Here is a 23,395-nt window from a genome sequence, read left to right on the forward strand (position 1 = left end):
ACGGGAGCCGTGCTGGACTTCCTGCCACACCTCACCGCGGCGTTCGCCAAGCTGCTCGATCTGCAATCGCTGTCATTGGCTGCTGCCGCCTGCTTCGGTGGTCTCATCATCGGTGCGCTGCCGGGCCTGACCGCGACGATGGGGCTGGCGCTCCTGACAACGCTGACCCTGCACATGGACTCCAGCGATGCAATCCTCGTATTGGTCTGCACCTATGTCCTGGCGATCTACGGCGGCAGCCGCAGCGCCATACTCCTGAACATCCCCGGCACACCCTCGTCGGCGGCGACCGCCCTCGACGGCTTTCCCCTCGCCCGCGCCGGACGTGCGGGCGAGGCGATGGGCATGGCGACGGTCGGCTCTGCACTGGGCACGTTGCTCGGCATCGTCCTGCTGGCTGCGATAACGCCGCCTCTCGGCGAGTTTGCGCTCTCCTTCGGAGCCTATGAGTTCTTCTGGCTCGCCTTGGCCGGAGTCATGCTTTCGGGCGGCCTGTCGGGCAATGATCCGATCAAGGGCTGGATCGCAGGCGTGCTGGGGCTGCTGGTCGCGATGATCGGCCAGGACCCGTCCTATGGCTATGCGCGCTTCACCTTCGGTCAGCCGGAAATGACGGGCGGGATCGCCCTGCTGCCGGCGATGGTCGGTGTCTTCGGATTCGCCGAGGTGCTTTACGTCATGCGTCGCCGTGCCAATGCATCGATCTCGGATGCCTCCGATCGGGTGCTGCCGCGTCTGACCGAGATCATACGGATGCGGTGGATCATCGTGCGTTCCGGCATTCTCGGAACCATCACCGGCCTGTTGCCGGGCGTCGGAGAGGACGTCGGCGCCTGGACCTCCTATGCCCTGGCGAAGCGGACCAGCAAGACGCCGGAACAGTTCGGCAAGGGATCCGTCGAGGGGTTGACGGCGGCCGAGACCGGTAACAATGCCGCAGTTCCGGGCGCGCTCATTCCGGTCCTGACTCTCGGCATTCCCGGTTCGGGCGTGGCGGCGGTGCTGATGGCGGCGTTGATCATCCATGGCGCCCAGCCCGGTCCGCTGCTGATGACGACCAATCCGCAGCTGGTCTACGACATCGTCGCGATGCTGATCGTGGCGACGGCCGGCGTGCTGATCCTCGGCCTCGGCCTGACCCGGGTCATGATCCTCGTTCTGAAGGTGCGTGATACCTGGCTGATGCCGGTCATCGCCGTGCTCTGCCTCGTCGGGCCCTTCGCCATCCAGTCGCGGTTCTTCGACATCGGGGTCGTGGTCTTCTTCGGGATCGCCGGCTTTGTCCTGCGCATGTTCAACTACCCGATGGCGCCCCTGGTTCTCGGGATCGTGCTCGGGCCTATCCTCGACCACAACCTGCGGCGCGCCTTCACGCTTGCCAACGGCGATTACTCGAACTTCTTCACGCGCCCGATCTCGGCGGTTCTGTTCACGCTGGTGATGGTCATGGTCCTTGCCCAGATTCCGCCGGTTCGGCGCGCGGCCGGCCGCCTTCTCAGGGGCCGCTTCACGCAGCAGGATCAACGGTCGTGATCTCGGGGACGACCGCGTTCGTGGCGATGCTCGGCCATCCCGTACACCAGGTGCGCACCCCCGCCGCCTTCAACGCCTGGGCGCAGCAACGGAACGTCGATGCGGTCATGATCGCCATCGACGTCGCGCCGGCATCGCTGGCGACGACGCTCACCGCGCTGCGCGGCTGGCAGAATTGTCTGGGTGCGGTCGTCACCTATCCCCACAAGCAGGCGGTCGTTGCGGAGCTGGACAGCCTGACCGATGCGGTGCGCATCGTCGGTGCGGCCAATGTGATCCGGCGTATGGCCGACGGCCATCTGCATGGGGGGATGACCGATGGGCTCGGGATGGTGACAGCCCTCCGCAACAACGGCTTCGATCCGACGGGCCGGGCGGTTCGGCTGATCGGCGCGGGAGGCGCAGGCTCCGCGATCGCGCTGGCGCTTCTCGATGCAGGTGTCGCGCGGCTCGTCGTCGACGACATTGATGCCGACCGCCGGTCGCAACTCCTCGCACGGCTGCATGCGGCCCGTCCCGAGGCCGTCGTCGCGGGGGCGGCCGACAAGGATTTCGCCCCGGCGCTCGTCGTCAATGCGACCCCGGTCGGCATGAACGGAGACCCGGCCTACCCCATTCCGCTCGACGCTCTGCCGCCCTCCTGCCTCGTTGCCGACATCGTGCCAACCCCGGCGGTCACCGACTGGCTCGCAGCGGCCCGCCAGCGCGGCCACCCCATTCAGACCGGTCCCGAGATGATTGCAGGCCAATTGCCGGCGCTGATCACCCATCTGCTGCCGGATGCGGCCGACGACGTCGCCTGCCGAGGGTGATCCCGTTCGGATCAGCTTGCGTTGTGGCCGTAACCGATCGACGGATGGACGTGCCGGACATGGCGCAGCCTGACGCTCGCGCTTGCTTGACTCGGCATCCGGCGCCTTCTTATATCCGGCGCGGCCGGCAGAGGCTCGGGAGGCGAGGCCCGATCCGGGCGCGAACGTGAGGTGGTTGCGGGCGCGATCGCTCGCACTGCCTGAGGAAGCGAGGTCGCAAGCCGCCACGTCGTTGGCGCGGCGGCCGGCAATGACATCCGGAGACCCAAGCCAGACCATGCCTCGGCTTCCGAACCCAGATTTCTGGCGGGATCGGCGTGTGCTGTTGACCGGCCATACCGGCTTCAAGGGCAGCTGGGCGGCGCTGTGGCTGGAGCAGCTCGGGGCCGAGGTGACCGGCCTCGCCCTCGAGCCGGACTCCGACCCAAGCCTGTACACGCTTGCCCGCGTGGAAGGCGGTCTCCGCTCGCTGATCGTCGACATGCGCGACCGTCATGGCGTGGAGGCGGCGGTGCGCGCGGCGCGGCCGCAGATCGTACTGCATCTGGCGGCGCAAGCCCTTGTGCGCCGCAGCATCCGCGAGCCGGTCGAGACGATCGCCACCAACGTGATGGGAACGACCCATCTGCTCGACGCATTGCGCCGGCAGACGGGCCTCGAGGCCGTGCTGGTCGTCACCTCCGACAAGGTCTACGCCAATGCGGAGCGCGGTCTTCCGTTCGCTGAAACCGATGCGCTCGGCGGCAAGGACCCCTACTCCGCTTCGAAGGCGGCGGTCGAACTGGTGACCGCGGCCTTCGCGACCAGCTATTTCGATGCGCTCGACATCCCGCTGGCGACTGGCCGTGCCGGAAATGTCGTCGGCGGCGGCGATTTCTCCGAGAACCGCATCGTGCCCGACCTGGTCAGGGCGGCGCTCACAGGCGAGACGCTGGTGCTGCGGCATCCGGAGGCGGTGCGTCCCTGGCAGCATGTGCTCGATTGCGTGGCCGGCTATTTCATCTATGCCGAGGCACTCGCCAACCGCGAAGGCGTGCCGCAGACGCTCAATTTCGGGCCCGAGCCGTCTGAACCGGTGACTGTGGCCGAATTCGCCGACGCGTTGCAGGCCGCCCTCGGCGTGGCGGGCGGCTGGCGCCACGAGCCTGTCGAGGGATCTGTCGAGGCCAGACACCTGACGCTCGCGTCCGACACGGCACGCCGTCTGCTCGACTGGCGCGACCGGCTGCCGGGCCGCGCCTGCGTCAACGCGGTCGCCGACTGGTACCGGTCGTGGATGCAGGGCAAGGACATGCGCGAGGCCACCCTTGCGCAGCTCGCCGCCTACCAGTCGGGCCGCTGACGCGGGCATACCGGCGATTGCCGCCCTCACCTGCGGACAGTCCTCCGGGACAGGTCTGTCCCGGGAACGTGCCTGACACACCCGCCTCGAACAGGTTCCGACGCCGCTGGCGCCAGCGCCAGGAAGGTGGCGGCGATGGTGAAGTGGATCAGCACGCCGGTGCCATCTGCGATCGAGGCGATCAGCGGCGCGCTCGCTGCGGCCGGATCGAGCTTCGGCCGCGACAGCAGGAACGGCAATCTGGAGGCCCTCCGACACGTCGCGCCATTCGGGGCGCCCCGTACACGGCGCGATGAGGACCGCGTCCGGCCATCAGCCCTGCGGAGGGCCGATGCGCCATCCGAATTCGATGGCCGCCTCGCTGACCCAGTCCCACAGCGAACCGGCGAAGCTCGACGCCACGTAGACGTCGAACGTCGACGGATCGAGTCGGAGCACCGTGACGCCCATGTGGTGGATGCCACTCTGGGCGACCGACATCGGCACGAAGGCCGATGGGGCGATGTCGAAGGACAGCCCCTTCTGGAGGAGTGGTTCGGCAGATGGTCCTGCCAGGCGAAGGCCGACCCGGGCATGCGTGATGTCGGTCACCGCGCCTTCGTCGGCCGGGATTGCCGTCCGGAGCCGCTCCGCCAGTCCGTTGTCCTGCGCGATGGCGAGCCAGCGGCCAGGCGCGAGCGACCCGAACAGCCGCCCCGGCGCAGCCGCCAACCGCCCTGACGGCGGCAGCTCCGCCAGTCCGGCTGCCGCCGCGAGCGTCGGAATCGACCGATGCCAGGTAGCGATCTCCACGATGGCGCCGGGACGCCGTTCGCTCAGCGTCACCCCAATCGCGCCGGCGGCGGGCGAGTCCCGGCCGGGCCGCATCAGTGCCGCAAGGGGAAACCATTCCTCAGCCATGCATCCGGCTCCCGTCCGGGTCATAGAAGTGCGGGTCGCGGATCTCGACGGTGCCGTGCGTGCCGCGCACGGGATCGGCCGCATATGCGGTCTGGCCATGCAGGGCGGGCCCGTTCTCGACGAGTGCCAGCGCGATGTTGCGGCCGAGCGCGGGGCTGTAGGTCGTCGAGGTGACATGACCGATGCTGGGCCCCGGGCGCCGGGGATCGGCACTTCTCACGATGTGCGCCCCGATACGGATGGGTCTGCCGTCGCGCGAGACGAGCCCGACCAGCCTGAGGCGGTTCGGGTCGACGAGGGCCGGCCGGCCGGCCATCGCGCTGCCGATGAACGGCTTCTTCCTCGACAGCAGTCCGGCCAGGCCGAGGTCGGCCGCCGTCGTGCGCCCGTCCAGTTCGGCCCCGGCGACATGGCCCTTCTCGATGCGCAGCGTGCCGAGTGCCTCGAGCCCGTAGGGGGCGATCCCGAATTCCTGACCTGCCCCGATCAGGGCCTCCCAGACAGAGGTGCCGAAGCGCCAGGGAACGTAAACCTCGTAGGCGCGCTCGCCGGAGAAGGACAGACGGGCGACGATCGCCGGAACTCCGGCGACGGTGCCGGTCCGCACGCCGAGATGCGGCAGGCCCTCGTCGGAGACGTCAAAACCGTCGGACAGCTTCGCCAGGGTGGCGCGGGACTGCGGGCCGGCGACAGCGATTCCGGCCCAGGCATCGGTGACCGACGATACGGCGACGCGCAGCTCCAGCCAATCCGTTGCCAGCAGGAACTCGAGCCGCTGCAGCACCGCAGCCGCATTGGCTGTGGTCGTCGTCATCAGGAAATGCGTTTCAGAGAGCCGCCAGCTCGTGCCGTCGTCGAACAGGATGCCATCGTCGCGCAGCATCAGCCCGTAACGAGCCTTGCCGACGGGAAGCGTCGAGAACAGATTGGTGTAGACCCGATCCAGGAATTCGGCGGCATCCGGACCCTGGACGTCGATCTTGCCGAGCGTGGAGACATCGCAGATGCCGACGCGCTCGCGCACGGTGCGTGCCTCGCGAATGTAGGCGTCGCGCAGATTCTCGCCCGCCCGGTAGTAGACCCGGGGGCGCAACCACGCCCCGGCCGGCATCATCTCCGCTCCGTTCGCCAGATGCCAGGCGTGCATCGGCGTATGACGGACGGGTCGGACGTGGCGACCGGTCTCGGCACCGGCGATGGCGCCGAGCGTCACCGGCGCATAGGGGGCGCGGAAGGTGGTCGTTCCCACCTCGGCGACGGTCTGGCCGCGGAGTTCGGCCATCAGCGACAGCCCGGCGACGTTGGAGGTCTTGCCCTGGTCGATCGCCATGCCGAGCGTGGTATAGCGCTTCAGGTGCTCGACCGAGCGGAAGCCCTCACGATGGGCGAGCACGACGTCCGCAACGGTGACGTCGTGCTGCTGGTCGACGAAGATCTTCGCCTTCTCGCCGCGCGGGCTCGGTGTCGAAATGAGCCGCAGGGGGGGCGAAGGCTCCGCCTGCGTCGCGGCCCGAGGTGCTTCTGTCCGCGACGCGGCGAAGCCGGCCGCGACGGCTGCTGCGCGGCCGGCGGCATCGCCACCTTGAAGCGCGGCCGCAATACCGAAATCCCCCGCACAGGCCCCTGCGGCCCGCCAGCGTTCGCGCGGCGTGCCGGGCAGGAAGATGCCCCTACCCGCGTCGTAGACCGGGCGGGAGCCCGCCTGACTCGCCAGATGCACGGCGGGCATCCAGCCCGATGACGTGGCACAGACATCCGCCTCGATGCGTTCGACACGACCGTCCGCGCCCGCAACATCAACCGACCGCACGGACTTGCCACCATGCACGCGCACCACGGACGCGCCCGGCCGAACGGCGATTCCGGTGTCGCGGCAGGCATCGGCGAGGGCTGAGGGCGGTTCGGGCCGGGGATCGACGATCGCCGCGACGTTGACGCCCGATGCGGCGGCAGCCAGCGCCGTCTGCCAGACACCGTCATGTCCGCCGAAGAACACGACGTGACGGCCGGCGGCGACGCCGTAAGCCAGGGCATAGCGCGCCACGGCGCCGGCGAGCATGACACCCGGAAGGTCGTTGCCATCGACGAGCACGGGCTGCTCGATGGCGCCGGTCGCAAGCACGACCTCCGTGGCGTGGATGGACCAATGACGGTGGCGGGGCAGATGCGCGGGCTTCTCGGCGAGGTGATCCGTCACCCGTTCCAGGGCCGCGAGCTGGTTGTGGTCGTAATAGCCCCAGACCGTCGTCCGCGGCATGACCCGGACATTCGGGAACGCCGAAAGCGCTCGAACCGTCGCCCGAGCCCAGTCGGCCGGTGCATTGCCGTTGACCGGCGTCGTCTCGGCCAACAGCCAGCCGCCGGGTTCGGCGCCCTCGTCGGCAAGGACGACGCGCGCGCCGGTGCGCGCGGCAGCGAGCGCGGCAGCGAGGCCTGCCGCCCCTCCACCGACCACCAGCACGTCGCAGAACAGGTTGGCGCGCTCGTAGCGATCGGGATCGGCAAGCCCGCTCGCCCGGCCCATGCCGGCGGCACGGCGGATGAAGCGCTCGTAGACGTGCCAAGCGCCGCGGGTCGGCCCCATGAAGGTCTTGTAGTAGAATCCGGCTCCGATCAGCGGCGCTATGAGGCCATTCACCGCCATCAGATCGAAGTCGAGGCTGGGCCAGCGGTTCTGACTGGTGGCGACGAGGCCGTCATGCAGTTCGGCAACGGTTGCCCGCACGTTCGGGTCCGCCCGAGCGCCGGTGCCAATGGTCACCAGTGCATTGGGTTCCTCGGCGCCGGCCGTGACGATGCCGCGCGGACGGTGGTACTTGAAGCTGCGGGCGACGATGCGGATCCCTGAAGCGAGAAGCGCCGATGCGAGCGTATCGCCCGCAAAGCCGCGCAGCGCCCGGCCGTCAAAGCTGAAGCGGATCGGACGATTGCGGTCGATGGCGGTGCCGCCGGTTGCGAGACGGTAACCGCTCATGCTGGCTCCCTGCCAGCGAACCGGCCGACGAGCGCGACCGGACCGATCCTGTGGGTCGCGGTATCGCGTTCGACCTTCAGCCACGATCGACAGCCAAGGACATGCTGCCAGAACTCCGAGTGCGCGCCACGCGGATTGGCACGGTCGTATACGGCGCTGGTCCAGGCCTCGACGGGAGCGTCGAGCGCCGGGCGCACCACCGTTGCGTCGCCGCCATAGGCGAACTCCGCGACGCTACGTTCTCCGCAGACGGGACAGACGATGCGCATGGGAGGCTCTCAGTGATGCCAGGGCACGGGACCGGCACCGCGCTCGTCGATGACTGCACCCGCGTGGAACCGGTCGAGTGTGAAGGCTGCGTTGAGCGGGTGCGGCTCGTCCTTTGCGATCGTCCAGGCGAAGCACCAGCCGGAGCCGGGCGTCGCCTTGAAGCCGCCGTAGCACCAGCCGGCATTGAGATAGAGACCGGGCAGCGGGCCCTTGGTAATGATCGGACTGCCGTCCATGGACATGTCCATGATGCCTCCCCAGCTTCTCAGCAGCCGCAGGCGGCCGTACGAGGGAAACATGGTCAGCAACAGACTGGCGACATCCTCGACCACCGGCAGGTTGCCGCGCTGGGCCCACGAGTTATAGCCGTCAATGTCGCCGCCGAATACGAGCCCGCCCTTGTCGGACTGGGAAACGTAGAGATGGCCAGCGCCGAAGGTCACGACGGTATCGAGTATCGGCTTCAGCGGTTCGGAAACGAAGGCCTGCAGCACGTGGCTTTCGATCGGCAGCCGGTCGATTCCGGCACGGCGGATAACCTCGCTGGTCGAACCTGCGACAGCGATGCCGACCTTGGCCGCACGAACTGTGCCGCGGGTCGTCTCGACGCCGACGATCCGGCCGCCGGAATCGCGCAGGAAGCCCGTGACCTCGCAGTTCTCGACGATGTCGACACCCCGTCGGTCGGCTGCGCGCGCGAAGCCCCAGGCGACCGCGTCGTGACGCGCCGTGCCGCCGCGCCGTTGCAACAGCCCGCCGAGCACCGGAAAGCGCGCATCGGGTGACACGTCGAGACCGGGCACGAAGGCCGCCACATCGTTCCTGTCGAGCAGTTCACAATCGATCCCCTCAAGGCGCATCGCATTGCCGCGCCGGGCGTAGGCGTCGAGCTGCGCGGGCGAATGGGCGAGGTTGAGGACACCGCGCTGCGAGAACATGACATTGTAGTTGAGCTCGGCCGACAGGCCTTCCCAGAGCTTGAGCGACCATTCGTAGAAGCGGGAGTTCGCCGGCAGAAGGTAGTTCGAGCGAACGATCGTCGTGTTGCGGCCGACATTGCCCCCACCGATCCAGCCCTTCTCGAGCACGGCGACATCGCGGATGCCGTGCTCCTTGGCCAGATAGTAGGCGGTGGCGAGGCCGTGACCTCCGCCGCCAACGATGATGACATCATAGGACGGCTTCGGCTCGGCGGCGCGCCATGCCGGCCTCCAGGCGCGGTTGCCGGTGAAGGCATTGCGCACCAGCGAGAAGAGGGAATACTCGGCCAATGTCGCCCCGATGCTGCGCGCCAAGCGCGGTGTGCGTTGAGACTGCGGCAAAGTCTGGCAGACCGGCAGCGGACTGTCCTGCGGATTTCCGACAGGCAGCAACTGCCGGCGCGACGTCGATCCGCTTGATCGCCGCTGCGGGACGAACTATCCGAATGAGACGTCGGGAACACGGGCGTCGGTCATCGTGGCGAACGAGCCTCCGCGCATATTCGCATTCGGGATGGTCGAGCGCTGCTCCCTGATGAGTCAGGTCGCCGCGATCGACACCTTGCGCATCGCCAATCGGCTGCTTGGCCGGGAAGCCTACCGCTGGCGCATTCTGGCGCTGAACGGCGGGCCGGTCACCGCCAGCAACGGCATCACCATCGAGACCGAAGGCGGCTTCGACCTGGCATGCGAGGCGGGGATCTTCTTCATCTGCGCCGGCCTCGTCCCACTGCCCTCGCCGCTCGGCGCCTATCACGCGGCGCTGCAACGTGTCGCAAGGGCTGGCGTCGCCCTCGGCGGGCTGTCGACCGGCACCTTCCTGCTGGCGAGCGCGGGCCTGCTGGACGGCTACCGCTGCACAGTTCACTGGGAAAACCGTCCCGCCTTCATGGAGATGTTTCCGGGGATAGATTGCACGGCGAAGGTGTACGAGATCGACCGTGACCGCTACACCACGTCGGGTGGTGCGGCCTCGGTCGACCTGATGCTGCAGATCGTAGGCGCCGATCACGGCTTCGAACTTGCCGCCGCGATCGCCAATCAGCTTCAGCATGACCGCATCCGCCCCGCCGGCGAGGAACAGCGGTTCGGCGCGCAAACCTTTCTCAATCCACTGCCCGGCAATCTCAGGCGGGCGATCGAGGTTATGTCGGCGCATGTCGAGGCGCCGATCGCCACCGCCACCATCGCCTACCGGATTGGCGTATCGGCGCGCCAGCTTGAACGGCTGTTCCAGCGGTATCTGAAGGTCAGTCCGGCACGCTACTACATGCGGCTGCGGCTCGAGCGGGCGCGTGACCTGCTGCTCCACACCAACGTTCCCGTGCTCGACGTGGCGGTGGCGACCGGCTTCACGTCGAGCTCCTACTTCTCGCAGTGCTATCGCCAGGCCTTCGACCAGACGCCCTCGGAGACGCGTCGCATCGCGGTGATGGCCGGCGAGCGCGCCCAGGTCCGGCGCATCGTCACCCGGACAAGAGCGTCCTGAGCGCGGCCGCGACGACATTCGTTGCGGCCGCGAGGTCCGACAGCCGCAGGTGCTCGTCGGCTGCGTGAGCATTGGCTTCGATGATCGAACGCGGGCCGGCGCCATACAGCACCGTCGGGATGCCGGCATCGGCATAGTGGCGCGCGTCGGTATAGAGCGGCACGCCGGTCGGATTGATCTCGATCCCCAGAATCCGCGCCGCCGGTCCGCGGATCGCCTCGACGAGGCGTGCCGAGCCCGGCAGCGGCCGCAGCGGCTCGGCCAGCATGATCCGCCGGCATTCCGCCGAAGCGCCGGGATGACGCGCGGCGGTGGCTTCGATCAATCCGACGAGATCGCGCTCCACTGCCTCGCCATCCTCTTCCGGGATGAGGCGGCGGTCGATCCTGAGCCGCACCCGGTCCGGCACAACGTTGGTGTTGATGCCGCCCGAGATCAGACCGACCGTCAGTTTGGGCGAGCCGATCCCGGCAATCCCGCTCGTTCGCGCGGCGAGGCGGCGACGCTCCTCGTAAAGCGCGGCAAGCACACCGGTCGCCGCCTCGAGTGCATCGACGCCGGTCTCCGGCATTGCCGCATGCGCCTGCCGTCCGCGGATCGTCGCTTCCAGATGAAGACAGCCGTTGTGGGCCGTGACGACCGCATAGGAGAAGCCGGCGGAAATCGCCAGATCCGGATGCGTCAGGCCCTCGTCGAGCAGCCATTTCGGTCCGAGGAAGCCGCCGGCTTCCTCATCGTAGGTGAGATGCAGTTCGACCGTGCCGTTCAGGCCGGCCGGGTCGGCCTCCAGCGCCTTGAGCGCGAAGACATAGGTGGCGAAGTCGGATTTGGAGACGGCGACGCCGCGGCCGAACATCGCCCCGTTGCGGATCTCGCCGCCATAGGGATCGCACGTCCACCCCTCCCCCGGTGGCACCACGTCGCCGTGAGCGTTGAGGGCGACGACGGGGCCGGCCCTGCCGAAACTGCGCCGCACGACGAGATTGGTGACACTGACCATCCCGTGGCGGGCCACCAGATCGGCCGGGACGCGGTGACGCTCGACGGAAAATCCCAATGCCTCGATGAGGTCGGCCGCCCGTTCGGCATGCGGCCCACAATCTCCCGGCGGATTGTCGCTCGGCATGCGGACAAGTTCGCGCAGGAAACCAATCTCGGCATCCAGGTCAGCGGCGGTCGGGTCGTTCATTCCGTGTTTCCTCGGCTGGTGCCGGTTGCCGGCCTCGCTCATTCCCCGACCCGATCCTCGAGCCGGAACCGCATGATGCGGCAGACCTGCTCGATGGCGGTGGCGAATTCGGCATCGGGGTCGTTGTCGATGCGCCTCTCGAACGCGGCGAGGATGTCATGCTTCGTCGCGCCGCGCACGGCGAGGATGAAGGGAAAGCCGAAGCGCTCGCGATAGCGGGCATTCAGATCGGTGAACCGGTCGAATTCTGCGGCCGTCAGCGAATCGAGGCCCGCTCCGGCCTGTTCGCTGCGCGAGTCCGCGCCGATGTCGCCAGCGATCGCAGCGCGGCCGGCAAGGTCGGGATGCGCGTTGAGGAGGTCGAGCTGCGTTTCGCGGTCGGCGACGCGTACTGCCTGCTCGAAGGCGGCGACCATGTCGTCGCGGTCTGCGTACGGGCGGCGGCGCTCGGCGATTGTGGCGACCCAGTCCGAGTGTTCGGCAATGCCGCCGAACGCAGCCACGAAGGCTTCTCCCGGCATCGTGTTCACCTCGCTGATGGGGAGCCTGCGCATGGCGCTCACCTGTTGGCCGCAATCCAGGCACCGAGGGCCGCCCGTTCCTCGGCGGTCATGCCCGTCTCGTTGCCGAGCGGCATCGCCTCGGCACGTACCGCCTGCGCCACGACGCGATCGGCATAACGGCGCAACTCGGCCAGGGTCTCGAGCCTGATGTCGGCCGGCGGCGCCTCGAAACCCTCGTGGGTCGGGCGAGCGGCATGGCACATCACGCAATGCGCATCGAGGATCGCCAGCACGCGGTCGTCGGCAGGAACCGGTCGGGCATCCGCATGGCGCTCCTGCGGGCGGGTCAGGTAGATCGCGCCGACCAGCGCCACCGCGGCCACCAGCAGTGTCCAGGAATAGGTGGCGAAGGCATCGCCCGCATCGGCCCGGTTGATGAAGTGGCGGACCATCGCGCCCATGACCAGGATCAGACCGACGACGAGCCACGTCTGCGGATGCGAATGCAGCATCGGGTAATGGCCGCTGACCATCATCAGCAGCACCGGCAGCGTCAGGTAGTTGTTGTGGGTCGAGCGCTGCTTGCCGATGAAGCCGAGCCGCGGGTCCGGCCGTTCGCCGGCAATCAGTGCCGCCGTCATCTTGCGCTGGTTGGGAATGATGACCATGAACACGTTGGCGGCCATCATCGTGCCGACAAAGGCGCCGACATGGATAAGCGCGCCGCGTCCGGAGAAGACGTGGCTGAACAGCCAGGCGGCGGCCAGGATCAACGCGAATACCGCGACCGCCAGCAATGCCGGCCGCCGCCCGACCGGCGAGCGACACAGCCCGTCATAGGCGAGCCATCCGGCGGCGAGACTGGCCAAAGAAATGCCGACGGCCTGCCAAGGCGTCAGCGACAGGACGGACGGATCGATCAGGTATGAGGAGGCGTTGACATAGTACTGGATGACGAGCAGCGCAAAGCCGGTCAGCCAGGTCAGATAGGCTTCCCAGACGAACCAGTGGAGGTCCTCGGGAAGGCGGTCGGGCGCGACCGTGTACTTCTCGACATGATAGAAGCCACCGCCGTGCACGAGCCAGGATGTGCCGTAGACACCCGGGTTCATCCGCTCGCGCTGTCTCAGGCTGAGATCGAGCCAGATGAAATAGAACGAGGCGCCGATCCAGCCGACGCCGAGGACGAAGTGGCTCCATCTGAGCAGCAGATTGAGCCAGTCGAGCAGGAACGCCTGCATGGGACGGTCCGGAGGGAAGGTCGCCGGGACACGAGGCCCCGGCGGAGCGGGCGGCCGGAACTTACTGCGGCAGCGTGTCGGTGATGCCCTTCACGTACCAATTCATGCCGAGCAGAACCTCGTCGGAGAGCACTTCGCCTTCCTTGGCCGCTTGCTCGCCGTTCTGCTTGAAGATCGGGCCGGTGAACGGGTGGAACCGGCCGGAGCGGATCGCTTCCTCGGTTTCACGGGCCATCTGGGCCACGTCCTCGGGCATGTTGGTATAGGGCGCCATCACCACCATGTTGTCGGCCAGACCGCCCCAGACGTCGCCGCTCGTCCAAGTGCCGTCGAGCACCTGCCGGGTGCGCTTGATGTAGTAGGCCGACCAGTCGTCGATGATCGAGGTCAGCTGGGCATTCGGGCCGAACTGGATCATGTCCGAGGCCTGGCCGAAAGCCTTCACGCCGCGCTGCTCGGCGACCTGCATCGCGGCCGGCGAGTCGGTGTGCTGGGTGATGATGTCGGCGCCCTGGTCGATCAGCGCCTTGGCGGCGTCGGCCTCCTTGCCCGGATCGAACCAGGAGTTCACCCAGACGATCTTGAGCTGGGCATCGGGGCGCACCGACTGCATGCCGAGCATGAAGGCGTTGATGCCCTGGACAACCTCCGGGATCGGGAAGGAGGCGATGTAGCCGACGATCCCGCTCATCGACATGCGGCCGGCGATCTGGCCGATGATGTAGCGGCCCTCGTAGAAGCGCGAGGAATAGGTCGCCAGATTGTCGAGCCGCTTGTAGCCGGTGGCATGTTCGAACTTCACGTCGGGAAAGCGCTCCGCCACCTTTACCGTCGGGTTCATGAAGCCGAACGAGGTGGTGAAGATGAGCTTGTTGCCGTCGGCGGCGAGCTGGCGGATGACGCGCTCGGCGTCCGGGCCTTCCGAAACATTCTCGACATAGGTCGTCTCGACCTTGTCGCCGAATTCCTTCTCGATGGCGAGCCGGCCCTGGTCATGCTGGTAGGTCCAGCCGAAATCGCCGACCGGCCCGACATAGACGAAGCCGATCTTCAGCTTGTCCTCGGCCTGGGCGAGGCCCGTGAGCATAGCCATCGCTGCTGCTGCGGCCAGTAATGTCCTCATCATCCTGCTTCCCCTGCTTTCACCTGACAGTCCAGTCGTTATCGTTCGGGCACGAATGGCGTTCCGAGGCACAGCGGCGTGTTCGCCCGCGCCCGTGTCCGTTCCCGCGAGATTATCACCAGCACGACGATCGTCGCCACGTAGGGCAGCGCCGTCATGAATTGCGACGGAATGCCGAGACCCGCCCCCTGCGCATGGAACTGCAGGATCGTGATCGCGCCGAACAGATAGGCACCGATCAGCGCCCGCCCTGGCATCCAGGAGGCGAAGACGACCAGCGCCAGCGCGATCCAGCCCCGCCCTGCCGTCATCTCCTTCATCCACATCGGCGTGTAGGACAGCGACAGGTAGGCACCTGCCATTCCTGCACACAGGCCGCCGAACAGCACCGCCAGATAGCGCACCCGGACGACCGGCAGCCCCAGAGAATGGGCCGAATGGTGGTTGTCGCCAACCGCCCGCAACGTCAGCCCGGCCCGCGTCCTGTTGAGGAACCACGTCACGCCGACCACGAGCGCGAACGACAGGTAGACGAGCCCATCCTGACCGAATACCACCTGTCCGACCAGCGGCAGATCGCTCAGCACGGGCACGTGGAGCTGCGGCAGCGGATTGCGGGCGACGCCGACATAGTTTTCCCCGATCATGCCGCTCACGCCGATGCCGAACAGTGTCAGCGCCAGTCCGGTCGCCACCTGGTTGGTGGCGAGCGACACTGCGAGCACTGCGAAGACGAACGCCATCACAAGGCCGGCAGTCGCGCCGGCGACGACACCGACGAGCCCGTTGCCGGTGATGACGGCGGCGGTGAAGGCGCAGACGGCCCCCATGATCATCATTCCCTCGACGCCGAGGTTGAGGACACCGGACCGCTCGGCCACCAGTTCGCCGATGGCGGCCAGCAGCAACGGGGTGGAGGCGGTGATGACGGTCAGCAGGACGGCCTCGAGAATGGTCATCTTCGGCCTCCGGAGGCGGCAGGCGCGCGGACGCGAAGCCGATAGAGGATGAAGGTGTCGCAGGCCAGCAGGAAGAACAGCAGTATTCCCTGGAAGACCATGGCGACATCGGTGGGAAGGTCGAGGCGGATCTGGGCTGTCTCGCCGCCGATGTAGGACACCGACATGACGATCGCGGCCAGAACGATGCCGATCGGATTGAGGCGTCCGAGGAAGGCGACGATGATGGCGGTGAACCCATAGCCCGGCGAGATCGTCGGCAGCAGCTGGCCGATGGTGCCGGACACTTCCGCGATACCGGCGAGGCCGGCCATGGCGCCGCTCGTCAGGAACACGAACAGCACCAGGGAGCGCGTTCCGAATCCGGCGAAGCGGGCAGCCTTGGGAGCCTGGCCGAAGGTACGGATCTCGAACCCCTTGAGCGTTGTTGGCAGCAGCAGCGCCATGGCCCCCGCCAGCAGGAAGGCGAACACCACGCCGAGGTGCAGCCGGCCGTCCGAGGTCAATCCGGGCAGGCTCGCGGCGCGGGAGAACAGCGCCGTTTCGGGGAAATTGAAGCCGGCCGGATCGCGCCACGGGCCGCGGACCAGATAGTCGAGCAGCAGCAGGGCGACATAGGTCAGCATCCGGCTGGTCAGGATCTCGTTGGCACGGAAGACCGTCTTCAGCAGCGCGGGGATCGCTGCCCACAGCAAGCCGCCGAGGATGCCGGCCGCCAGCATCGTCACGAGCAGCAGCGGCGAGTCCCAGCCGCCGAGACGCAACGCCACCCACGTTCCGAAGATCGCGCCGAGCGTGTACTGCCCCTCCGCCCCGATGTTCCAGACATTCGCCTGGAAGCACAGCGACAGGCCAAGCGCGATCATGATCAGCGGCGAGGCCTTGACCAGCAGTTCCTGCGCCGAATAGGCGGATGTGAAGGGAGAAAGGAAGTATATGTAAAGGCCTTGCACGGGATCCTTGCCGGCAAGAGTGAACAGGATCGCACCGGCAAGCACCGTCAACGCGATCGCGATGACCGGCGACAGCAGCGCCATCTGGCGCGACGGCGCAGGGCGGCGTTCCAGCTCAAGCCGCATCGCTGGCCTGCCCTGCCGCGTCGTCGCCGTGGACCCCGGCCATCAGGAGCCCGATACGTTCCATCGTCATCTCGGCGGCCGGATGGACGGCGGACAGACGGCCGCGCGAGATCGCCGCGATGCGGTCGGCGATCTGAAACAGTTCATCGAGATCCTGGGTGATGACGACGACCGTACTGCCAGCGGCGGCAAGGTCCAGGATCGCCTGGCGGATCGCCGCGGTCGCGCCGGCATCGACGCCCCAGGTCGGCTGGCTGAGAACCAGCACACCGGGCTTGCGGAGCATCTCCCGCCCGACCACGAACTTCTGGAGGTTGCCCCCGGACAGGCTGCCGGCGAGTGGATCCGGCGCACCGACGCGCACATCGAACCGGCGGATCACCTCCCCTGAGATGGCCCGTGCCCGGCCGCGATCCACAAGCCCGTGCCGCACCACGGGCTGGGTCGCGTGACCTGACAGGACGACATTGTCTGACAGCGCGAAGCGGGCGACGGCTGCCTCGCCGATGCGCTCCTCGGGCGAGAAGGCCGCCCCGAGACGCCGACGCGCGCTGATTCCGCGATGTCCGACCGGCGTTCCGTCGATGGTGACGCTATCCGGCCGGTCCACCGTCACGATCCCGGCGAGCGCCCGGAACAGCTCCTCCTGTCCGTTACCGGCGACTCCGGCGATCCCGAGAACCTCGCCGCCGCGCACCGAGAAGGAGATTCCGTGCAGGGTGGTGCCGAGCGGGTCTTCGGGCTCGACCGTGAGATCTCGAACCTCGAGACGGACGGGACCGAGCGGATGCTCCCGAGCCGGCTTCACCTCCCTGACGTCGCTGCCGACCATCATGCGGGCGAGGCTCGCCGCGGTCTCACGACGCGGATCGCAGGTGGCGACGACGGAGCCGCGTCTGAGGATGGTCGCCGTCGAGCAGATCCGCTTCACCTCCTCGAGCCGGTGGCTGATGTAGAGGATCGCTCGGCCCTCGCCGGCCAGTCGCTCGAGCGTCTCGAACAGCCGGTCCGCCTCCTGGGGCGTCAGCACGGCCGTCGGCTCGTCCATGATCAGCAGACGGGGATCCTGCATCAGGCATCGAACGATCTCGATGCGTTGCCGTTCACCCACCGAAAGGGAATGAACGTAGCGGTTCGGATCGAGCGGCAGACCATAATCCTGCGAGATCGAGCGGACCTGGCGGGCAACGGCCCGCACCGATGAGCCGCTCGGCAGGGCCAGCGCGATGTTCTCCGCGACGGTGAGCGCCTCGAACAGCGAGAAGTGCTGGAACACCATGCCGATGCCGAGGGCCTGGGCATCGGCCGGAGCCCTCAGGGCAACCTCGCGGCCGCGCCATAGGATCGTGCCGGCGTTCGGTTCGAGAAGTCCGTAGAGAATTTTCACCAGCGTCGACTTGCCGGCGCCGTTCTCCCCGAGCAGGGCATGGATCTCGCCCTCGACGACGGTCAGGTCGACATTGCTGTTGGCAGTGACCACGCCGAACGACTTCGACAGCCCGCGCACCTCGAGCAGCGCCGGGCGGCCGGCCAGCGTGGCGATGGTGTCAGCCTTGGTCACGCCGCACTGTCCCCCCCAGTCGCGGTCCGGCGCCTGAACCGCCATGGTTACGTCAAGGCTCCGCGCCTTGCCAGACCCACCAATGCAATCACGATGCCACCATCCGCCTGCCAGAGTGCATGAATTGAATTCATAACATCCAATATCTATATGATATTGAAGGGATTTTCTGGATTTTATCACAAGGTAAAATTATCCACCGCTTCCTGCGCGCCGGTCGTTCCGGCGCGGTGTCGAGTTCGCATGATGAGCAATTCGGCGGCGACTGCCGCGGCAATGATCGGCGGCTCCTTGCCAGAAATGCCGGGCACGCCGATCGGGCAGCGCAGCCTGTCGATGGCAGACTGGCCAAGCCCGGCGGCGGCAAGCTGTGAGGCGAAGCGTGCCCGCTTGGTGGCGCTGCCGATCACGCCGACATAGGGAAACGTGTTCCTGGCGAGCGCTGCGGCGCAGATGTCGAGGTCGAGCGCATGGCTGTGCGTCATGATCACCACCAGCGCCTCGGCGGGCGCATCGGCGACAAGGCCGGCCGGCCTCGATTCGAGAACGGCGGTCACGTTCTCGGGCATGAGCTCGGGAAAGGCGTCCGCCCGCGAATCGGCCCACGTCACGGCGAAAGGCAGCGGCGCAAGCGCCAGTATCAGCGCCCGCCCGACATGGCCCGCGCCGAACAGCAGCACCGGATGGCGCCGGTCGCCGAACGTCTCCACCAGATCGCAATCCTCCGGCGGGCTCGTCAGGCGTCCTGTTGCGATCCGCCGCTCGGTGGGCCGCGTGGAATCCCCGAACCGGGTCGCGGCCGCAAAGCCACCCGAGGCTTCGAGCAAGGCATATTGCCCGACCCGGTCGAGGTCGGCTGCACCGAACCGTTCGATGGCGATCTCCGCCCGTCCGCCGCAGCACTGGCCGAGGTCAGGACCGAGCGCGAAGCTGCGCCGGAGTGTTGCCGCCGAGCCCCCATCGGCGAGAATCGTGCGCGCGATGTCGATTGCCCGCCATTCCAACGTACCGCCGCCGATCGAACCGGCGATCGCACCGCCGGGTGCGACGACCATGCGGGCGCCGGCCTCGCGTGGTGCGGAACCGCGCGTCGATACGACCGTCACCAGTGCCGCCGCCCCCTGCTGGCGGATCAGCCGCTCGATGATGGTCCAGACCGTAGCCATCGCGTTGCCTGCCGCAGGGTCAGGTCCAGCCGTCGCCGGTTACCGCGGCGATCGCCCGCAGGATCGCCTCGGGTGTTGCCGGTGCCTGTAGCGGCACCATCACATCGTGCGGTGCCAGGCTCGCAATGGCGTCGAAGATGGCTGAGTGGACGGACGTCGCCAGCATCAGGGGCGGCTCGCCGACCGCCTTCGAGGCGTAGATCGCGGCCTCGCGGTTGGCGCCGTCGAACAGATGTACATTGAATGTGGCCGGAATGTCGGAGGCTGTCGGGATCTTGTAGGTCGAGGGCGCATGGGTCCGGAGCCGACCCTCGCGGTCGAAGACGAGTTCCTCCATCGTCAGCCAGCCCATGCCCTGCACGAATCCGCCTTCGATCTGGCCGATATCGATCGCCGGATTGATGGAACGGCCGACGTCATGGACGATGTCCACCCGATCGAGACGGAACTCGCCGGTGACCGTATCCACGGTGACCTCCGAGCAGGCGGCGCCGTAGGCAAAATAGAAGAACGGCCGCCCCTCTGCCGTCGCCCGGTTCCAGCCGATCCTTGGGGTCCGGTAATAGCCGGTCGCCGACAGCGATATGCGCGCCAGGAAGGCCTGTCGGGCAAGGTCGCCGAAGCCGACCGAATGGTTGCCGACGATGACCCGGTTATCGCGGAAGCGGACGTTCGAGGACTGACCGCCATAGGTCGCAGCCGCGAATTCGGCCAGCCGCTCGCGGATCTGCGCCGCCGCGATCCTCGCCGCCATGGCGTTCAAGTCGGTGCCCGACGAGGCGGCGGTCGGCGCGGTGTTCGGGACCTTCGCAGTTGACGTGGCGGTGATCTTCACACGGTCGAGGTCGATTCCGAATTCGTCGGCAACGACCTGCGCGACCTTGACGAACAGGCCCTGCCCCATCTCGGTGCCACCGTGGTTCAGGTGCACGCTGCCGTCGGTATAGACATGCACCAGGGCGCCGGCCTGGTTGAGGAATGTGGTTGTGAAGGAGATGCCGAACTTCACCGGCGTGATCGCGATGCCCTTCCGCAGGAAGCTGTTCGCGGCGTTGAAGTCGTCGACAGCCGCCCGGCGGGCGCGATAGTCCGACAGCGTCTCGACGGCTTCGACGACATCCGGCGCGATATTGTCGAAGACCGTCATGCCGTAGGGCGTCACGTCGCGGCCAGGCCCGTAGAGATTGCGCTTGCGCACGTCGAGCGGATCGATTCCGAGGCGATGGGCGACCTGATCAATGGCATGTTCGATCGCCAGCATGCCTTGCGGGCCGCCGAACCCTCGGAACGCCGTGTTGGAGACGGTGTTGGTACGCCATCGCTTCGACCGGATGGCGATGTCGGGAACGAAATAGGCGTTGTCGGCATGGAAGACGGTCCGGTCGACGACGGCGTTCGACAGGTCCCGGGAATGGCCGCAGCGAGCATGGAAGTCGAAGGAGGCCGCGAGGATCGTGCCGTCATCCGCAAACCCCAGTTCCCAGTCCACGAGGAAATCGTGGCGCTTGCCGGTCATCACCATGTCATCGTCGCGATCGAGGCGCAGCTTGCAGGGACGGCCGGTCAGGCGTGCGGCGAGGGCGGCGAGCGCTGCCCACTGTGCCGCCTGGGATTCCTTTCCGCCGAAGGCGCCGCCCATGCGCCGCACCTCGCAAACCACCGCATTGATCGGCAGACCGAGGACGTCCGCGACCGCCTTCTGGACCTCGCTCGGATGCTGAGTGGAGGACAGGACGTAGATGTCGCCGTCCTCCTGGGGGGCGGCAAAGGCGACCTGGCCCTCCAGGTAGAAATGCTCCTGCCCGCCGATTGCGAGAGTCGCGGCGAGGCGATGCGGTGCTGCGGCCAGCGCGCTGGCCGCGTCACCGCGCAGGATGTCGAAATCCGGATCGAGCCGCATGCCCGCGGCCCGCGCCGCCTCCACCGTGACGACTGGCGGCTCGGCGGCGATCTCAACGCGGGCGAGACGCACGGCGCGGCGGGCCTGGTCCCGCGTCGCTGCCACCGCGATGAAGAGCGGCTGGCCATGGAAGGCGACTCGGCCTTCGGCCAGCAGGGGGTCGTCACCTGCACCGACCGGGCTGATCTCGTTGTGGCCGGGAATGTCCGCAGCGGTCGCGACGCAGACCACCCCGGGTGCCGTACGTACCGGCTCGAGATCCAAGCGGACGATGCGGCCGCAGGCGACGGGAGAGCCTCCTACCGCGACATGCAGCGTACCGGCCGGCTGCGGCACGTCGTCCACATAGAGCGCGGTTCCGCGCACATGCTTGCCGGCGCTGTCGTGGGACAGCGGTTGCCGGACCGCACGCAGTTCCCCGGACGGATTGGCGTGCGGGTCAAGCATCTTGCGTCTCCCGCACGCCGACGAGGCGGGTCGCCGTCGTCGGTGTTCCGGCGATCTCGGTCAACGCCTTGCGCAGCAGACCCTGCGCGACCCTGAGCCGGTAGCTGGCGCTGGCGCGATGGTCGCTGAGCGGCGTGAAGTCGTCGGCGAGCGCGGCAACGGCATCCTTCCAGCTGTCGGGCCGATCGAGGCTTGCGCCGGAGAGCGCGGTCTCGGCGATTCCGGCGCGCCGGGGCGTGCCGGCCATGCCGCCAAAGGCGAGTCGGGCGGACGCGATCCGGCGGCCATCGAGCTCAAGCGCAAATGCCGCCAGCACGGCCGAGATGTCCTGGTCGAACCGCTTGGAGATCTTGAAGGCGCGGAACGCCGTATCCTTGCCGGGTTTCGGCAGGCGTATCGCAACCAGGAATTCGCCGGGGCGGCGATCCTGGCGGCCATATTCGAGGAAGAACCTCTCGAGTGGCAGGAGCCGCGTCTCGTTCTCCCGGCGCAGCGTGATCTCCGCGCCGAGCGCGATCAGCAACGGCGGCATGTCGCCGATCGGCGAGCCATTGGCGATGTTGCCGCCGATGGTCCCGACCGCGCGGACCTGGGGCGATCCCAGCCGGCGCAGCACCTCGCCGATGTCCGGGTCGAGTGCGGCGAGCGCGGCAGCGGCCTCGTTATAGGTCGTGGCGGCACCGATCCTCAAGGCATCGCCCTCGTCCGCAATCCCGGCGAGACCGGCGACCCTGCCCAGGTGGATCACCTTGTCGATCGGCCTGAACTGCTTGGTGATCCAAAGCCCGACGTCGGTGGCTCCTGCAACGAGTGTGGCGTCAGGATGGCGTGCATGGAGCTCGGCGAGCGCGTCGAGGTTCGTCGGCGCGGCAAAGAATGCGGTGTCGTCACCTGCAAACAACGGGGCGCCATCGGTCAGCCCGACCAGCGCGGCACCGGTCCGCTTCCCGCCGAAGCCGTCCGCGCCGTCATCGGCACAGGCGTCGAGCGCTGCGTCGATGATCGGCCGGTAGCCGGTGCAGCGGCACAGATTGCCTGCGATGGCGTCGGTGACGTTGCGGCGTGAGACCGGCTGCCCGGCCAGGCCCTTCCGGAAGGCGAACAGCGCCATCACGAAACCCGGTGTACAATATCCGCACTGGCTGGCGTGGCGGTCCATGAACGCCTGCTGGATCGGATGCAGGCCGTCGGCGCCGATGTCCTCGACAGTGACGATCTCGGCGCCGTCGGCCATGCCGAGCAGGTGGATGCAGGCATTCACCGGGCGGTACACCGTGCCGCCGTCGGGACCGGGCCGACCGATCGCGACCGTGCACGCGCCGCAATCGCCCTCGGCGCAGCCCTCCTTGGTACCGGTTGCCCGCTCGCGCAGCCGCAGATGGTCGAGCAGCGTCTCGATCGGGGCAAATCCCGATATCTCGACGACCCGACCGCGTCGCAGGATGCGGACCGCGTCGCGCGCCGGCGCCATCTCAGCTTCCCCGGTAGGTCGAGTAGCCATAGGGCGAAACGAGCAGCGGCACGTGATAGTGCGCCTCGGGCTCGGCAATGCCGAAGCGGATCGGGATAACGTCGAGAAATGGCGGATCCGGTAGCTCGACGCCCGTGGCGCGAAGGTAGTCGCCGACATGGAAAGACAGCTCGTAAACGCCAGGTCGCAGCGCCGCCCCCTCGAGCAGCGGCCGGTCGACCCGACCGTCCTGATTGGTGTCCATGTCGGCGAGGACGTCCCCGTCGCGCCGCAGCACGATCCTCATTCCCGCGGCAGGCCGGCCCGCGGCTGTATCGAGAACATGCGTCGTAAGTCGTCCCATACGGATCTGCTGCACAGCGGCTGGGCGTGACCGATTCACGCGCACAACCCAAGCATAATGAGGCCCGGATCGCTCGCGGGCAATGCGGGACAGGGCTGCGAACGCTACGCCAC

The 23,395-nt window shown here is 67.7% G+C and carries 20 protein-coding genes; 4 read left to right on the forward strand and 16 right to left on the reverse strand.

All coding sequences use genetic code 11. The features are described from left to right. Window positions 1-9: 9 nt before the first annotated feature. The 3 genes from EDC22_RS03765 to rfbG all read left to right on the forward strand — a co-directional run bounded on the left by EDC22_RS03765 (window position 10) and on the right by rfbG (window position 3,687). Window positions 10-1,533: a tripartite tricarboxylate transporter permease gene (locus EDC22_RS03765; RefSeq protein ID WP_245499619.1), complete on the forward strand. Its 1,524-nt coding sequence runs from the start codon at window positions 10-12 to the stop codon at window positions 1,531-1,533. Further along, window positions 1,530-2,345, forward strand: coding sequence for a shikimate dehydrogenase family protein (locus EDC22_RS03770; RefSeq protein WP_132805275.1), 816 nt, complete (start codon window positions 1,530-1,532; stop codon window positions 2,343-2,345). Before EDC22_RS03765 ends, EDC22_RS03770 begins: the two co-directional genes overlap by 4 nt. Window positions 2,346-2,622: 277 nt before the next feature. After that, the gene (gene rfbG, locus EDC22_RS03775; RefSeq protein WP_132805276.1) at window positions 2,623-3,687 is read left to right on the forward strand and encodes a CDP-glucose 4,6-dehydratase; all 1,065 of its coding nucleotides are present in this window, start codon (window positions 2,623-2,625) and stop codon (window positions 3,685-3,687) included. 26 nt (window positions 3,688-3,713) lie between these two features. On the opposite strand, the gene EDC22_RS03780 is transcribed toward rfbG, so the two are convergent. The 5 genes from EDC22_RS03780 to EDC22_RS03800 form a co-directional block, all read right to left on the reverse strand. After that, window positions 3,714-3,926 (reverse strand): magnesium transporter, encoded by a 213-nt coding sequence (locus EDC22_RS03780; RefSeq protein ID WP_132805277.1) that lies wholly within the window; start codon window positions 3,924-3,926, stop codon window positions 3,714-3,716. Window positions 3,927-3,999: 73 nt separating this feature from the next. Continuing rightward, window positions 4,000-4,587, reverse strand: coding sequence for a sarcosine oxidase subunit gamma (locus EDC22_RS03785; protein WP_165926779.1), 588 nt, complete (start codon window positions 4,585-4,587; stop codon window positions 4,000-4,002). Then, window positions 4,580-7,561: a sarcosine oxidase subunit alpha family protein gene (locus tag EDC22_RS03790; RefSeq protein WP_132805279.1), complete on the reverse strand. Its 2,982-nt coding sequence runs from the start codon at window positions 7,559-7,561 to the stop codon at window positions 4,580-4,582. Before EDC22_RS03790 ends, EDC22_RS03785 begins: the two co-directional genes overlap by 8 nt. Continuing rightward, window positions 7,558-7,830 carry a sarcosine oxidase subunit delta gene (locus EDC22_RS03795; protein ID WP_132805280.1) on the reverse strand — a complete coding sequence of 91 codons (273 nt, stop codon included), beginning with the start codon at window positions 7,828-7,830 and terminating at the stop codon, window positions 7,558-7,560. The genes EDC22_RS03790 and EDC22_RS03795 overlap by 4 nt, the downstream gene beginning before the upstream one ends. A 9-nt stretch (window positions 7,831-7,839) precedes the next feature. Continuing rightward, window positions 7,840-9,102: a sarcosine oxidase subunit beta family protein gene (locus EDC22_RS03800; RefSeq protein WP_132805592.1), complete on the reverse strand. Its 1,263-nt coding sequence runs from the start codon at window positions 9,100-9,102 to the stop codon at window positions 7,840-7,842. Window positions 9,103-9,346: 244 nt separating this feature from the next. Here EDC22_RS03800 and EDC22_RS03805 point away from each other — a divergent pair, with 244 nt between their 5' ends. Then, window positions 9,347-10,300 (forward strand): GlxA family transcriptional regulator, encoded by a 954-nt coding sequence (locus EDC22_RS03805; RefSeq protein WP_245499620.1) that lies wholly within the window; start codon window positions 9,347-9,349, stop codon window positions 10,298-10,300. Here EDC22_RS03805 and EDC22_RS03810 read toward each other — a convergent pair. The 11 genes from EDC22_RS03810 to uraH form a co-directional block, all read right to left on the reverse strand. Continuing rightward, entirely contained in the window at window positions 10,278-11,489 is a 1,212-nt protein-coding gene (locus tag EDC22_RS03810) for a M20/M25/M40 family metallo-hydrolase (RefSeq protein WP_132805281.1), read from the reverse strand. The two genes, EDC22_RS03805 and EDC22_RS03810, sit on opposite strands and share 23 nt — an antisense overlap. Before the next feature lie 38 nt (window positions 11,490-11,527). Next, on the reverse strand, window positions 11,528-12,043 hold the full coding sequence (gene uraD, locus EDC22_RS03815; RefSeq protein WP_132805282.1) for a 2-oxo-4-hydroxy-4-carboxy-5-ureidoimidazoline decarboxylase: 516 nt from the start codon (window positions 12,041-12,043) through the stop codon (window positions 11,528-11,530). 5 nt (window positions 12,044-12,048) lie between these two features. Continuing rightward, window positions 12,049-13,233, reverse strand: coding sequence for a urate hydroxylase PuuD (locus tag EDC22_RS03820; protein ID WP_132805283.1), 1,185 nt, complete (start codon window positions 13,231-13,233; stop codon window positions 12,049-12,051). A gap of 61 nt (window positions 13,234-13,294) precedes the next feature. Beyond that, complete coding sequence (locus EDC22_RS03825; RefSeq protein WP_207903689.1) at window positions 13,295-14,359, reverse strand: BMP family ABC transporter substrate-binding protein; 1,065 nt, start codon at window positions 14,357-14,359, stop codon at window positions 13,295-13,297. A 35-nt stretch (window positions 14,360-14,394) separates the two neighbouring features. Beyond that, window positions 14,395-15,315, reverse strand: coding sequence for an ABC transporter permease (locus tag EDC22_RS03830; RefSeq protein WP_132805285.1), 921 nt, complete (start codon window positions 15,313-15,315; stop codon window positions 14,395-14,397). Further along, complete coding sequence (locus EDC22_RS03835) at window positions 15,312-16,394, reverse strand: ABC transporter permease (protein WP_132805286.1); 1,083 nt, start codon at window positions 16,392-16,394, stop codon at window positions 15,312-15,314. The genes EDC22_RS03830 and EDC22_RS03835 overlap by 4 nt, the downstream gene beginning before the upstream one ends. Continuing rightward, on the reverse strand, window positions 16,384-17,955 hold the full coding sequence (locus EDC22_RS03840; protein WP_245499621.1) for an ABC transporter ATP-binding protein: 1,572 nt from the start codon (window positions 17,953-17,955) through the stop codon (window positions 16,384-16,386). Before EDC22_RS03840 ends, EDC22_RS03835 begins: the two co-directional genes overlap by 11 nt. Window positions 17,956-18,134: 179 nt before the next feature. Next, complete coding sequence (xdhC, locus tag EDC22_RS03845) at window positions 18,135-19,121, reverse strand: xanthine dehydrogenase accessory protein XdhC (protein WP_132805288.1); 987 nt, start codon at window positions 19,119-19,121, stop codon at window positions 18,135-18,137. A 19-nt stretch (window positions 19,122-19,140) separates the two neighbouring features. Then, window positions 19,141-21,468 (reverse strand): xanthine dehydrogenase molybdopterin binding subunit, encoded by a 2,328-nt coding sequence (xdhB, locus tag EDC22_RS03850; protein WP_132805289.1) that lies wholly within the window; start codon window positions 21,466-21,468, stop codon window positions 19,141-19,143. Then, window positions 21,461-22,939, reverse strand: a complete 1,479-nt coding sequence (gene xdhA / locus EDC22_RS03855; protein ID WP_132805290.1) for a xanthine dehydrogenase small subunit — start codon at window positions 22,937-22,939, stop codon at window positions 21,461-21,463. The genes xdhB and xdhA overlap by 8 nt, the downstream gene beginning before the upstream one ends. A gap of 1 nt (window position 22,940) precedes the next feature. After that, window positions 22,941-23,282: a hydroxyisourate hydrolase gene (gene uraH, locus EDC22_RS03860; protein ID WP_132805291.1), complete on the reverse strand. Its 342-nt coding sequence runs from the start codon at window positions 23,280-23,282 to the stop codon at window positions 22,941-22,943. Window positions 23,283-23,395: the final 113 nt, after the last annotated feature.

The sequence above is a fragment of the Tepidamorphus gemmatus genome, assembly GCF_004346195.1.
Taxonomy (GTDB): Bacteria; Pseudomonadota; Alphaproteobacteria; order Rhizobiales; family Tepidamorphaceae; genus Tepidamorphus; species Tepidamorphus gemmatus.

Bases quoted from the DNA above. Each gene is read 5' to 3' on its own strand.
- rfbG (WP_132805276.1), top strand. From the start codon at position 2,623: ATGCCTCGGCTTCCGAACCCAGATTTCTGGCGGGATCGGCGTGTGCTG.
- EDC22_RS03785 (WP_165926779.1), bottom strand. From the start codon at position 4,587: ATGGCTGAGGAATGGTTTCCCCTTGCGGCACTGATGCGGCCCGGCCGG.
- EDC22_RS03790 (WP_132805279.1), bottom strand. From the start codon at position 7,561: ATGAGCGGTTACCGTCTCGCAACCGGCGGCACCGCCATCGACCGCAAT.
- EDC22_RS03795 (WP_132805280.1), bottom strand. From the start codon at position 7,830: ATGCGCATCGTCTGTCCCGTCTGCGGAGAACGTAGCGTCGCGGAGTTC.
- EDC22_RS03805 (WP_245499620.1), top strand. From the start codon at position 9,347: ATGAGTCAGGTCGCCGCGATCGACACCTTGCGCATCGCCAATCGGCTG.
- EDC22_RS03810 (WP_132805281.1), bottom strand. From the start codon at position 11,489: ATGAACGACCCGACCGCCGCTGACCTGGATGCCGAGATTGGTTTCCTG.
- uraD (WP_132805282.1), bottom strand. From the start codon at position 12,043: ATGCGCAGGCTCCCCATCAGCGAGGTGAACACGATGCCGGGAGAAGCC.
- EDC22_RS03820 (WP_132805283.1), bottom strand. From the start codon at position 13,233: ATGCAGGCGTTCCTGCTCGACTGGCTCAATCTGCTGCTCAGATGGAGC.
- EDC22_RS03825 (WP_207903689.1), bottom strand. From the start codon at position 14,359: ATGATGAGGACATTACTGGCCGCAGCAGCAGCGATGGCTATGCTCACG.
- EDC22_RS03830 (WP_132805285.1), bottom strand. From the start codon at position 15,315: ATGACCATTCTCGAGGCCGTCCTGCTGACCGTCATCACCGCCTCCACC.
- EDC22_RS03835 (WP_132805286.1), bottom strand. From the start codon at position 16,394: ATGCGGCTTGAGCTGGAACGCCGCCCTGCGCCGTCGCGCCAGATGGCG.
- xdhC (WP_132805288.1), bottom strand. From the start codon at position 19,121: ATGGCTACGGTCTGGACCATCATCGAGCGGCTGATCCGCCAGCAGGGG.
- xdhB (WP_132805289.1), bottom strand. From the start codon at position 21,468: ATGCTTGACCCGCACGCCAATCCGTCCGGGGAACTGCGTGCGGTCCGG.
- xdhA (WP_132805290.1), bottom strand. From the start codon at position 22,939: ATGGCGCCGGCGCGCGACGCGGTCCGCATCCTGCGACGCGGTCGGGTC.
- uraH (WP_132805291.1), bottom strand. From the start codon at position 23,282: ATGGGACGACTTACGACGCATGTTCTCGATACAGCCGCGGGCCGGCCT.